We start from the raw sequence: 11,883 nt of genomic DNA, 5'->3' as shown, positions 1-11,883 counted from the left end.
GGGATACCTCTACTTGATTCAGGGTGCGGCACCTGCGGCCGCTCGGATTGAGCGACGGCTTATCGCCACACTACAAACTCGCAAAGACAAATTCAAATTTTGTTTTGAAATTTTTATTTAGTTCTTTGGCGAAAAAATAACGGGCCGAGCGGGTCAGCCTGTCAAGTCATTAACGGGTTGCATCGGCACGCCTGCGCGACCTGTCCAGACAGGTCGCGCGCCATCAACGGTTCAGAACGCGTAAGTCGCTGAAAGGCTGACCACTTCACCCTTGGCGTCGGCTTTACCGTCAAGGGTTGCGCCACCCAGGCGATCCTGGTTGTGCGTCCTGAGCTTGGCCTTCTCGACGAATTGCCGCGAGTACGCGCCGTCGATGCTCAAACCGGGAACCGCGCGGATGTTGTAGCCAAAGCCCAGGGAGGCGAACACCCGATCCCCGTCTGGGATACGCGGGTCACGCGTAGAGTTGCGGGTCGGCGTCTGGTCGGTGGCCACACCGGCGCGGAACGTGAAGTCGTCGGTAAATTTGTAGTCGCCACCCAGTGACACCATCCAGGCGTCCTTGTAGTTATAGGGAATCGACACGAGCTGCGTGCCCTCGGACTTCAATGTCAGTGCCTTGAACGACGACCATTGAGTCCAGGTGACGCTGGCGCCCAGCGTGAGGCGATCATTGAACTGGTGGACCCAGTCGACGGAGGCGTTGGCGGGAACGTCCAATTGGGTGGAAGCCTTGGCGCCGTTGACGTTAAGGTCCAACCCCGGATAAGCCAGCGCCGGCAAGCCGCCTTCGATAAGTGACTTGTTCGCCTCGTCGGCATACAGGCTGTACTTGCCTTCGAGTTTATTCTTGATTTTCGCGTGGTAATTCAGGCCCAGGGTATCGAATTCGGTAGGCTTCCAGACCACCCCGGCAAACCAGCCGACCGAGGTGTTGTCCACCTTGACCCGCATCAGCGAGGAGCCGACGCCGGAAGGGAACGGGATACCGATTTCCGGCGACAAGGCTGCGGCGGAATACAAATCCAGATTCTGGCTTACAAAGCCTTTGGTGTGCTGGACGATGGCGCCGGCACCTACCGAAAACTGGTCATTGACCTTGAACGACAGCGAGCCTGTGACACCTACCGTTTCAATGCGCGTATCAACGGCAAAGTCGCGACCGATCCAATCTTCATCCCAGGTGGTGCGCGCACCCATCGGCACCACCTGACTCAGCCCGAACGCAAAACGGTCGTTGATCGGTACCACCATGAAGCCGGTTGGCAACCAGGCCGTAAAGCCCCCTTGCCCACCATCGCCGGTGCGCGGCGTGGAACTCAAATCCGTAGGGTCGACCGCCGCAGGCGCGTTGCCTGCATAGTCCGTGGCCGTGCCTTTGTATTTAACGTTGATGCGCGCGTAATCGACGGTAAATTGAGATATTGTATGATCGATGAAAGCCATGCCGGCCGGGTTATTGTAGGCCGCGGAAGGATCATTCTGGAACAGTGAGCCACCCCCGAAGGCACGTCCCCATCCGGGAGCGCCGAAGGTCGGCGTGGTGAAACCACCGGCATGTGCGGGTCCCGTTGCCGTGATCAGGCCGCCGAGAATTGCCAGGCTCAACAACGTACGTGTCTGATACTTCTTATTATTCATGCTCCACTCCTTATTGTTCTTATCCTCCGAGATCGGTTGTCCCGACCTGGCCTCCCGCAGCCAGTGCCCCTTGCGAGACACTGGCGTGTTTTAACGTGTGATCATCACGTCAAACGCTCACGGCATTTATGGGGTAACGGTAAAGGCCGGGCTTGGTGTAGCGGTCAGAGCAGTAATTTTGCAGGAGCCGACGGTTTGTGTGCTTGGCACTTTCAGTTGGTTGGTAGAGTTATTGAAGCCGACATTGATGGTCACCGGCGAAGCAGAGCAATTGCTGAGAATTTTGAAATTCACGCCCGACACCGTACCGGTGAACGCATCAGGACCGCCGCTTGCCACGTTCAATGTCCACGGCAGGTTCAACAACTGGGGCACACCGCACAGCGCGTTGGAACCGTTGACCGTTGCGCCTGTGATCGAAGCGCTCGAGCCATCAGCCGCGACGGAACCGGTGAAGGCGATGTTGCAAGTCACTGGGAGGTTCAACGACGCGGGCGAAGTTACGGTGATCGAACCCGATGTAGAGAACGCCGTGCCGGCAGGCGCGATAGTGGCAGCGTTGGCCATCGACACTGCACCAAGGCTCAGGGCGAACGAAGTTGCACAAACGAGGGTTTTCAAGCTTTTCATTATTTTGCCTCACATATAATGGCGAGTTATTTCGCCTGGGATAATGGCCATGAACACGAAGTCACGATGAAACTGCAGAACTTCGCACCCCAGCCAAATTCAATTAAGTCCGACAAACTTATTCAACCACTTTGAAACCAGGCGGCATCTTGATCGACACCGTTTTAATCGTGCAGTCATCACCAATCGGTACATTGGCAGCCTCCAACTTGCCGGTGGCGTTATCCCACGTACCTACTGCGGTAGAAGGACCGCACTTGCCGCCCAGGCCGAAGGCATGCACATCCACGCTGATCTTCGACATCGAGCCGCTTTTTGTATCCTTCGCAATCAAGAGCCATGGCAAGTTAATAGCTTCGACCCGACTGCACTTGAGCCCGCCGTCGAATGTCACCTTGTCGATATTGACCGACGTCCCATCGGCCGCCACCTTGCCCGCGACCTTGATGGTGCAGTCGGCACTGATCAACGCGCCCTTGGAAAAACTGATTGGGCCCTGGGCGGTAAATGCACTACCGGCTGGTTCGATACGGGCGGCCTGCGCCTGGTGGCAGGCGATCAGGCCCAGCGCGGCCAAAACGACATTAACGGTGAACTTGATAGTGACACGAATTACTTGCATGTTTACGCCCTTCCCTTGAATTTATTTTCGTTGGGTAAACAACCGTCTTGCAAATAAGCTAACAAATAATCGACGTAGAAATCCTTATCGAAATACACTCGAAAAAGCGTTTTCTATTTCAAATTAAAACGGCTTGGCGTCGCCACTGTACTTCGCCAGATACTTCACGCGCTGTGACGGCTGAAGATTGGTCAGGGTTATATCGCCGGCATAATGATTCAATACACGATGATCCATCCGTCGGCGCCACAAGTAAGGCACATACGCCCAGACAATCATACTGGCGTAGCCGTAAGGAAGTTGCGGTGATTCATCAAAGTGGCGCAGCGACTGATAACTACGGGTTGGATTGGCATGGTGATCGGAATGCCGTTGTAACTGGAACAAAAAGATATTCGTCACAATCCGGTTGCTGTTCCAGGAGTGACGCGGCGAACACCGTTCATAACGACCGTTGGGCAACTTCTGCCGTTTGAGGCCATAGTGCTCGACGTAATTGACCACTTCTAACAGCGAGAAACCGTAGATGCCCTGGATAATCAAAAACGGGATCACTGCCGCGCCCAGCCAGGCAATCATTGCGCCCCAGAGCAGCACGCTGTACATCCAGGCGCTGAGCACGGCGTTCTTCCAGTGCCAGGCCGGCAGCCCGAGTTTGCGCAGGCGTTCGCGCTCCAGGTTCCATGCCGAGCGTGCGCTGAACCACACCGAACGCGGCAGGAAAGCCCAGAAGCTTTCACCCAGGCGCGAGCTGGCCGGATCTTCCGGTGTGGCGACGCGCACGTGGTGGCCCCGGTTGTGTTCGGTGTAGAAGTGGCCGTAGAAGGTCGGCGCCAGGGTTACCTTGGCCAGGAACACTTCCAGTGGCTTGGGCTTGTGGCCCAGCTCATGGGCGGTGTTGATCGCAATACCGGTGGCAGCCCCGGTGGACATCGCCATGCCCAGATAGGTGAACCCACTGACTTGACCGTGCAACTCGGTGCGCGCGGTCATGAAGGCGGCGGTTTTTGCCAGCCAGTTGGAAGGATCCAGCGTGGCGGTTGCCTGCACAAGCCCGCCGCGAATGATCCAGTCAATGCCGCCGGCGGCGAGCCAACCGGTGATGACCACCGAGGCGATCACAAACAGCACGCCGGTGTAGACGATCCAACGGTAATAGCGTTGGGATTCGAGATGGCTGACGGCAGATTCGGGCGGGTTGCTGACATCCTCACCCAGCAGGCCGTCGATCAAGGGGATCAAGCCGAAGATGACCAGTACACCGACCCACCACAGTTGCTGGATACCGGTGCCGATCGCCAAGGCACCCGAGAGCAAGGGGGTCGCCAGCGGCATGATGCCCAGCCACCACAGGTACCGCTTGCCGTCGGCCCACACGCCTGGAACAGTCAGAGCGGGGTTCATGGCAACCTCCGAGTGCATCCGAAGGCAGAAAAGGCAGTGACGCAGCGCTGAGCGCTGCGAGAAATCGACCATGCGATAAAAGGCGTTCTTTTCATTATTTTATTCGCTCTTAGGCATTTCAAAAACTGTTTCAAATTGGACATTGAAATAATTTTTTTAAATAAATAGCGCGGAATCGTTAGGTCGTCAACTAGTTTATCCAGGCCTTTTTTCCGTGACCGGGCAGTCTCTTTTTCAGACCGTTGGCCAGGTGTCTAGGGCAAGCGTTGACGCGCTGGAACCGCGAACGAAATGGCACGATTATTTGCTCGCCACGGCGAACGGAAGATGTAACACAGCGGCGGCCTGTACAGGTCGAACCCGCCTGGCGACCTGCTCGACCAACGCCACCACGCGCTCGGTGGCGGTGATTGGCAGCATGTGCCCACGGTCTTCCACGACCTGCAGCTTCAGCCCAGACACCTTGCTGGCCAGGCCCTGGCCATGTTTTTGGAAGTCGAGCACTTTGTCACGCGTGCCGTAGATAAGGCCGATGGGCAGCGTCAGCTGCGGGTAGCGCGTGACCATGTCCGGCAAGTGATCATTGACCCGGTTGATCTCGGTGGACGCTGCGTAGAAGTTGTCGGGCCGCATACCCAGCAGGCCACCGCCGCGCGTGGCGAAGTCCGGCGGGGCGGCATCGGGGGCGAACACGCCCTTGACCACCGCCCCCTGGGTCAACAGGCCGACGGGCATCGTCAAGGTGCGCGACATCCAGCGACACAGCCAGGCAGGGCGCACCGCCAATGACAGGAAGACCAACGGCAACATGCGCTGGGGATGGGTCAAGGGCGCCACCAGGATCAAGCCCGATACTGCGTGGGGATGATCAAGGGCCAAGGCCAGGGCAATCGCCCCCCCCAGGGAATGCCCAAGCACCAGCGGCTTGTCCAGGTCGAGGGTCTTGATGAAGGCGGCAATCTGGCGAGCCTGGGCCGGCAGATCCGCCGCCGTGCCACGCTGCCGAGTGGAGTAGCCCGAGCCTGGCCGGTCCACGCTGATAACGCGAAAATGCTCACGTAACTGACCGGATAACGCGTAGGTCAGGTTACGGCTGCTGCCCATCAGCCCGTGGACCATCACCAGCGCCGGGCCTTCGCCTTCTTCTACATAATGAAAGCGCTCGCCATCCACCTCGACAAAGCGCCCATTGATCGGAACAGCCGTTTCGATGCGCCGTGTCATCCACGCACTGAACACCCACAACACAGCGCTCGCGCCTATCACCACACCCGCAGCGACAACCCACTCGACAGCCATAGCTCGGTCCTCTGCTTCCCTGCTGCTGACGACCTGACCGGGATTGATCGAGGCCTCAACTTTCGCGCTTACCTTGGCCCCAACCTCTATGCGCGTCTGTCGGACAAGTCGCATGTATCGAACAAGACCCTGGCGCAGGCGAAATTTTCAGGTAGATTATTTAAAATCTTTTTTAAAATAATTAATTCAATTTTTCTTTGCAATGGTGTTCTATCTAAAACACACAACAAAAAAACGGGAGCACATCCGATGCCCAGAAAGGACAACCTATGAATGCCCACAGTGACAACGTCGACATCGCGATCATCGGCTCAGGCTTCGCCGGCCTGTGCATGGCGATCAAACTCAAGGGAGCCGGGTTCACCGATTTCTTTGTCGCCGAGCAGGCCGACAGCCTGGGCGGCACGTGGCGTGACAACCACTACCCCGGCTGTGCCTGTGATGTGCAGTCCCACGTGTATTCGTTTTCCTTCGCACCCAACCCGGACTGGACGCGCCAATTTGCTCCCCAGGCGGAGATTCGCGCTTACCTGGAGCACTGCGCGCAGCGTTTCGAGCTGGCGCCGTACCTGCGCTTCGGCATGGGCTTGCAGCGGGCGGTGTTCGATGATCAGCAACAGCGCTGGCGACTGACGTTCAGCGATGGCCGCCAGGTCAGCGCGCGCGTGCTGGTGTCGGGCATGGGCGGGCTGTCGCGCCCGGCACTGCCGGACATCCCCGGGCTGGACAGTTTCAAGGGCAAGCGTTTCCATTCGCAGCTGTGGGACCATGACTACAGCCTGAAGGGCAAGCGCGTGGCGGTGATCGGTACCGGCGCCAGCGCCATTCAGTTCGTGCCGCAGATTGCGCCGCACGTCGCGCACCTGGACCTGTTCCAGCGCACACCGCCCTGGATCATGCCCAAACCCGACCGACCTGTCTCAGGTGTCGAACGCTGGCTGTTCAAGCATCTGCCATTTACCCAAAGGCTGGTGCGCGGCGCCTTTTATTGGGCGCTGGAAGGCCGCGTGGTGGGCTTTGCCCTGCACCCGCGCTTGATGAAGATGGTGCAGAAAATCGCCCTGCGCCACCTGCGCAACCAGGTGGCCCGCCCTTCCCTGCGCAAAGTCCTGACACCGGACTACACCATTGGCTGCAAGCGTGTGTTGATCTCCAACGACTACTACCCGGCGTTGTCACGCAGTAACGTCGCGGTGGTGACCGATAACGTGCTGCGCATCGAAGCCGATGGCGTGATCACTGCCGACGGCATCAAGCACCCCGCCGATTGCCTGATCTTCGGCACCGGGTTCCAGGCCGCCGATCCTCTGCCCCGTGACTGCATCATCGGGCGCAACGGCGTCGACCTGATGGACACCTGGCATGACGGCGCCCACGCCTACAAAGGCACCACGGTGCCGGGCTATCCCAACCTGTTCCTGATCGTCGGGCCTAACACCGGCCTGGGGCACAACTCGATGATCCTGATGATCGAGGCCCAGGTCACGTACATCCTTGACGCGTTGCAACAGATGCAGCGACAGCGCATCACCATGGTGGAGGTCAACCCCGCCGTGGAGCAGGCCTACAACGAGCACTTGCAAGGCAAGCTCAAGCGCACCATCTGGAACACCGGCGGGTGCCGCAGCTGGTACCTCGACCCGCGCACCGGCAGGAACACCACGCTGTGGCCCGCCTCGACGTGGCGCTTCAAGCAGATCACCCGGCATTTTGCGCTCAAGGACTACCTGGTCAGCCGGGCGCCGGTTGCATCGGTGCCGCGTCCGGAGCCAACCCCTCATTGCGCCACAGAAGGCAGCCTGTCATGAAGTCATTCAACGGCCGCGTGGCGGCGATCACGGGAGCGGCCTCTGGCATGGGCCGCGCATTGGCCCTGGCCCTGGCACGGGAAGGTTGCCACCTGGCCCTGGCCGACAAGAACAGCCAGGGGCTGGAGCGCACCCTGGACTTGATCAGGGCTTCGACCCTGTCACCGGTGACCGTCACCCTCCAGGTACTGGATGTAGCAGACCGCCAAGCCATGCTGGAGTGGGCGGCGCGTTGTGCGGCCGAGCACGGCCAGGTCAACCTGGTCTTCAACAATGCCGGCGTGGCGCTGTCGAGCACCGTGGAAGGCGTGGACTATGCCGACCTGGAGTGGATCGTCGGCATCAATTTCTGGGGAGTGGTGCATGGCACCAAGGCGTTCCTGCCTTACCTGAAGGCCAGTGGCGACGGGCATATCGTCAACACCTCGAGCGTGTTCGGCCTGTTCGCCCAGCCTGGCATGAGCGGCTACAACGCCAGCAAGTTCGCGGTACGCGGCTTTACCGAAGCGCTGCGCCAGGAGCTGGATCTGCAACGCTGCGGCGTCTCCGCCACCTGCGTGCATCCCGGCGGTATTCGCACTGATATCTGCCGCAGCAGCCGTATCGACGCGAACATGACCGGCTTTCTGATCCACAGCGAACAACAGGCGCGCGCCGATTTCGAAAAGCTGTTTATCACCGACGCCGATCAGGCCGCCAAGGTGATCCTGCAAGGTGTGCGCAAAAACAGGCGCCGCGTTCTGATCGGCCGCGATGCCTATTTCCTCGACCTGCTCGCCCGTTGCCTGCCGGCGGCTTATCAAGCGCTGGTGGTGTTTGCCAGCAAGCGCATGGCCCCCAAGCCACGCACGCCCGTGTTTGAAACCAACGACGAGCCTCGCCTCTGAACAGGAGTACGCCCCATGTTGCCGATTCGCCGTGATATCCGCTTCGCCCTGCCCGCCGGGCGCATCACCAACTGGCATGAGCAAGGCCCGTTCGTGACGCACTTTTTCAATGCCCTGTCGCTGCTGTTTCCCCAGGGCGAGCTGTTTTTCATGGACAGCGTGCGCCATTACCGCACCCGCATCGACGATCCGGATCTGAAGAAGGAAATCCAGGGCTTCATCGGCCAGGAGGCCATGCACAGCCGCGAACACGTGGCCTACAACGAGCTGCTGCAAGCAGCGGGCCTGCCTGCGCACCGCCTCGACCGGCGCCTGAAATTCTTCCTGGACCTGCAGAAGAAACACCTGCCACCGTCATTCAATCTGGCGGTGACCATCGCCCTTGAGCACTACACCGCGATGCTCGCGGAGATCCTGCTGAGCGACCCGTCGCGCTTTGGCGATTCACTCAAAGGCTACCGGCAGATGTGGTATTGGCACGCCCTGGAAGAAACCGAACATAAGGCAGTGGCCTACGATGTGTGGAACACGGTGATCAAGCCTGGGCCCGGACGCTACCTGCTGCGCACCGGCACCATGCTGTTTACCACGGTGCTTTTTTGGCTGGTGGTGCTCGACTTCCACGTGCGCCTGCTGATTGCCGACCGCAAGTCGGGTGGGCATCTGAAGGGGTTCTGGCGCATGCTCAAGTTTCTGTACGGCCCCAAGGGCGTGTTTCCACGCATGCTGCGGCCCTGGCTGCATTATTTCAAACCCGGATTTCATCCCTGGGATCATGACAATCGCGCCCGGCTGCAGGGGATAGATGGGCTGGTCGAGGAGATTGAACAGACCAATCGAGCCTACGAGGCCGCCTAGGCGGCCTGAAAATGTGGGAGCCCACCCGCTTCCACACTCACACCGGGGCCGCCTTGCCCGCTTGATCAAGCCAACGCGGCCCGCTCACGCACAAACTGCGGCATCTCATCCCCCGGCAACGCCCTGCTGAAATACCATCCCTGAATAAACAACTCGGCGCCCGTATTCAGGAACGCCAATTGCTCGGCGGTCTCGACCCCTTCCACCACCACGCCCAGGTTCAATGCCTCGCAGAAACGCAGCATGCCCGTCAGCACCTGCGCGCCCTTGGGATCGTGCTGGGCGACCACGAAGCTGCGATCGATCTTGATGAAATCGACCGGAAACTGGTGCAGGTAGCTCAACGCCGAAAATCCGGTGCCAAAATCATCGATATACACCTTGGCCCCCAACGCCTGCAGTTTGCCAATGGTCTGACGGGTGGCCTGGATATCGCTGACCAGCGCATCTTCAGTGATCTCCACCGACACCCAGCCGTGGGCCTGGGCGAGGATCTCTACCAGGCGATCACCATAGGCCGCATCCTTGAGCGTGAAGCTGGAAACATTGATGGTGATGGGCAATTCAAACCCGGCCTTCTTCCACTTTTGATGTTGGCGCACGGCCTGGGACGCCACCCACACGTCCACGTCCGGCATCAACCGCGCCTGTGCCAGCCATTGCAGGAACTCCCAGGGCGAATGCACCGTGCCCTGAGCGTCCCGGGCCCGCATCAAGGCTTCGCAGCCGGTGCACAGGCCGGTGCGGGTGGAGACTTGTGGCTGAAATTCAAGATAGAAATCGTAATCGCTGATCTGCTGGATGCGGCTCAACTCAACCGCCTGGCGGGCCAGGGTGCGATGGGACGCCAGGATCGGGTCGAACTCCAGCAACCGGCCTTTCTCCTCAAGGCCGCGAAAGGTCATGTCCAGTGACTTGAGGTACACCGTGCCGCCCTCACTGGCCTGGCGATGAATCGCCCGTACATAAGGCGCATACACCAGCGTGCCCAGGCCCAGCAGCACCACCTGCAGCACCACGGCAGCGATATCGCCATGGGTGCTGAGGTAAGCATTGAGCAACACCGGCGCGGTAAACGGCACGCTGGCCACTGCGGGTGACACCCAGCCTAGTTGCACCACTGCCAACGCCGCCATCCCATTCAACGCCGGCACCAGCAGAAACGGGATGAACAACCGCGGGTTGAGGATGATCGGCAAACCGAACAACAGCACTTCGCTGACATTGAACAACGAGAGCGGCAAGCTGGCCATCGCCAGCAACCGCATGGACCGGCTCCTGGAAAACAGCAGGATTGCCAGGAGCAGGCACAATGCGCTGCCCGACCCGCCGATAAACGCGAAGCTGCCCAACAGGCCACTGTTGAGCAGGTAGCGGACCGGCTCGCCCGCAGCCAGCGCCGCACCGTTGAGCGTCACGGCCTGATCCAGCACATCGAACAGCGGCTGCAAGGCGTACACGCCGTGAATGCCAAAAAACCACAATAGCGAGTTCATCAAGGTCACGAACAACCCGCTGCTGTAGGGCGCCTGTAACGCATTGAGCACCTGCGGCCCCTGCAGCTGCGCCACGTAGGGAATCTGCAGCAGCAACGACAGCACCACCACCAGTGCCAACGCGCTGATCACGCCGGGCAACACCATGTTGATCGTGCCTTTGAGGTTGTGTCCGATCAGGTCTTCATGGACCAGGCGTGTCCAACGAAAACGGTGCAGCCAGGCAACGGCAGGCACATTGATCAGCGGCGAAGCGATGGCAATGAACAGCAGAAAGGTGGCTGAAGCCCGAGGGTAGTCACGCAAGAGAAATGTGGCCACCACCACATGGGTCAGGCACAAAAAAGCGATCGGCAGCTGTGGCAAGCGGTGCTGAATGGCTAACATATAACCGATGGAGGCTGCGACGAGCAGCGGGATGACCGAGCTGATGCGGTCATGCAGACCCGCCAGGAAGCTGACGGTCTGAGGGCTGAACCCGATCATCCTGGCGCACTCGGACAGGATAAGGAAACCGGCGGAGACCAGCAGGCAGGGCAGGATCCACAACAAGCCCTCCCGAATCGCACGCAACGACTCGATACTGGCCAGGGCCGCCAAGCGCTGGGTCAGGAATAGTTTGAACAGCGTTTGCGCCATGAGCCGCCCTCTGCCCGTATTCACGGGTTCTGGAGATCAGCGCCGGAATACGCGTCAACGCTACACGCCCTGATGCTCGGAGCGAAAGCTTTTTGCCATCGCCACTGGCGCTTTCGGCGAAAAACTCGGAGACATCGGAAAATACCCACATAAAAAATCGAACTTTCTGATGTATTCCGCTCCCTAATCCTGCCTGAGTCGGTATCATCCCCGCCTTTCCGAGTGTTGAAGGATGTAAAACCTGGATAACACCGGGTGTCTACTCAGGGAATATGGCCTGGATGAAAGCAGGCACAAAGGAGAGAGCGTTACCATGCACGATAAGCAGTCCAGCACCATGCGTCCCCTGTTCGTCACCATCCTGTTGTGGTTGTGCAGTGTGGTGCTGTTATTTGTGATCAAGAATGTCATCGAACTGTTTACCGGGCCCGTCGCGGAAACCTGGATAGACCTGGCGTTGGTGCTCGTCGCCTACCTGATGTTCTTTTTATTGGCACCGGTGCAACGCTGGATCCAGCGCAGGTCGCGTAAGCGCGCTCGGCGTCACGTCGGTGGGCACGCGCCCGACGTCGACACCCATCCCTCTCACTGAGGGGCCT

At 59.3% G+C, this 11,883-nt stretch carries 10 protein-coding genes; 4 read left to right on the top strand and 6 right to left on the bottom strand.

Annotation, left to right across the window (positions count from 1 at the left end; translation table 11 throughout):
* Nucleotides 1-231: 231 nt before the first annotated feature.
* From BFQ04_RS21400 to BFQ04_RS21380, 5 genes are all read right to left on the bottom strand, one after another.
* The gene (locus BFQ04_RS21400) at nt 232-1,641 is read right to left on the bottom strand and encodes an outer membrane protein transport protein (RefSeq protein WP_065952490.1); all 1,410 of its coding nucleotides are present in this window, start codon (nt 1,639-1,641) and stop codon (nt 232-234) included.
* A 126-nt stretch (nt 1,642-1,767) separates the two neighbouring features.
* On the bottom strand, nt 1,768-2,271 hold the full coding sequence (praB, locus tag BFQ04_RS28825; protein ID WP_175413304.1) for an alkane oxidation protein activator PraB: 504 nt from the start codon (nt 2,269-2,271) through the stop codon (nt 1,768-1,770).
* Between the two features lie 118 nt (nt 2,272-2,389).
* On the bottom strand, nt 2,390-2,893 hold the full coding sequence (praA, locus tag BFQ04_RS21390) for an alkane oxidation protein activator PraA (protein WP_371914532.1): 504 nt from the start codon (nt 2,891-2,893) through the stop codon (nt 2,390-2,392).
* 123 nt (nt 2,894-3,016) lie between these two features.
* Entirely contained in the window at nt 3,017-4,297 is a 1,281-nt protein-coding gene (locus tag BFQ04_RS21385; RefSeq protein WP_065952489.1) for an alkane 1-monooxygenase, read from the bottom strand.
* A 300-nt stretch (nt 4,298-4,597) separates the two neighbouring features.
* Nucleotides 4,598-5,596, bottom strand: a complete 999-nt coding sequence (locus tag BFQ04_RS21380; RefSeq protein WP_065952488.1) for an alpha/beta fold hydrolase — start codon at nt 5,594-5,596, stop codon at nt 4,598-4,600.
* A 269-nt stretch (nt 5,597-5,865) separates the two neighbouring features.
* Between BFQ04_RS21380 and BFQ04_RS21375 the strand changes: the two genes are divergently transcribed.
* From BFQ04_RS21375 to BFQ04_RS21365, 3 genes are read left to right on the top strand one after another with little or no spacing between them, the layout of a single operon-like run.
* Nucleotides 5,866-7,404: a flavin-containing monooxygenase gene (locus BFQ04_RS21375; RefSeq protein WP_065952487.1), complete on the top strand. Its 1,539-nt coding sequence runs from the start codon at nt 5,866-5,868 to the stop codon at nt 7,402-7,404.
* The gene (locus BFQ04_RS21370; protein ID WP_065952486.1) at nt 7,401-8,291 is read left to right on the top strand and encodes an SDR family NAD(P)-dependent oxidoreductase; all 891 of its coding nucleotides are present in this window, start codon (nt 7,401-7,403) and stop codon (nt 8,289-8,291) included. Before BFQ04_RS21375 ends, BFQ04_RS21370 begins: the two co-directional genes overlap by 4 nt.
* 15 nt (nt 8,292-8,306) lie before the next feature.
* Nucleotides 8,307-9,149, top strand: coding sequence for a metal-dependent hydrolase (locus BFQ04_RS21365; RefSeq protein WP_065952485.1), 843 nt, complete (start codon nt 8,307-8,309; stop codon nt 9,147-9,149).
* Nucleotides 9,150-9,214: 65 nt separating this feature from the next.
* On the opposite strand, the gene BFQ04_RS21360 is transcribed toward BFQ04_RS21365, so the two are convergent.
* A complete protein-coding gene (locus BFQ04_RS21360; protein ID WP_065952484.1) occupies nt 9,215-11,284 on the bottom strand; it encodes an EAL domain-containing protein in 2,070 nt (689 codons plus the stop codon).
* A gap of 313 nt (nt 11,285-11,597) precedes the next feature.
* On the opposite strand from BFQ04_RS21360, the gene BFQ04_RS21355 reads away from it, so the two are divergent.
* Nucleotides 11,598-11,876: a hypothetical protein gene (locus BFQ04_RS21355; RefSeq protein WP_057722127.1), complete on the top strand. Its 279-nt coding sequence runs from the start codon at nt 11,598-11,600 to the stop codon at nt 11,874-11,876.
* Nucleotides 11,877-11,883 lie beyond the last annotated feature (7 nt).

The organism is Pseudomonas sp. 37 R 15 (genome assembly GCF_900004865.1).
GTDB classification, from domain to species: Bacteria; Pseudomonadota; Gammaproteobacteria; order Pseudomonadales; family Pseudomonadaceae; genus Aquipseudomonas; species Aquipseudomonas fluorescens_AM.
This window is presented reverse-complemented; position numbering and strand designations above follow the sequence as displayed.

Bases quoted from the DNA above. Each gene is read 5' to 3' on its own strand.
- BFQ04_RS21400 (WP_065952490.1), bottom strand. From the start codon at position 1,641: ATGAATAATAAGAAGTATCAGACACGTACGTTGTTGAGCCTGGCAATT.
- praB (WP_175413304.1), bottom strand. From the start codon at position 2,271: ATGAAAAGCTTGAAAACCCTCGTTTGTGCAACTTCGTTCGCCCTGAGC.
- praA (WP_371914532.1), bottom strand. From the start codon at position 2,893: ATGCAAGTAATTCGTGTCACTATCAAGTTCACCGTTAATGTCGTTTTG.
- BFQ04_RS21385 (WP_065952489.1), bottom strand. From the start codon at position 4,297: ATGAACCCCGCTCTGACTGTTCCAGGCGTGTGGGCCGACGGCAAGCGG.
- BFQ04_RS21380 (WP_065952488.1), bottom strand. From the start codon at position 5,596: ATGGCTGTCGAGTGGGTTGTCGCTGCGGGTGTGGTGATAGGCGCGAGC.
- BFQ04_RS21375 (WP_065952487.1), top strand. From the start codon at position 5,866: ATGAATGCCCACAGTGACAACGTCGACATCGCGATCATCGGCTCAGGC.
- BFQ04_RS21370 (WP_065952486.1), top strand. From the start codon at position 7,401: ATGAAGTCATTCAACGGCCGCGTGGCGGCGATCACGGGAGCGGCCTCT.
- BFQ04_RS21365 (WP_065952485.1), top strand. From the start codon at position 8,307: ATGTTGCCGATTCGCCGTGATATCCGCTTCGCCCTGCCCGCCGGGCGC.
- BFQ04_RS21360 (WP_065952484.1), bottom strand. From the start codon at position 11,284: ATGGCGCAAACGCTGTTCAAACTATTCCTGACCCAGCGCTTGGCGGCC.
- BFQ04_RS21355 (WP_057722127.1), top strand. From the start codon at position 11,598: ATGCACGATAAGCAGTCCAGCACCATGCGTCCCCTGTTCGTCACCATC.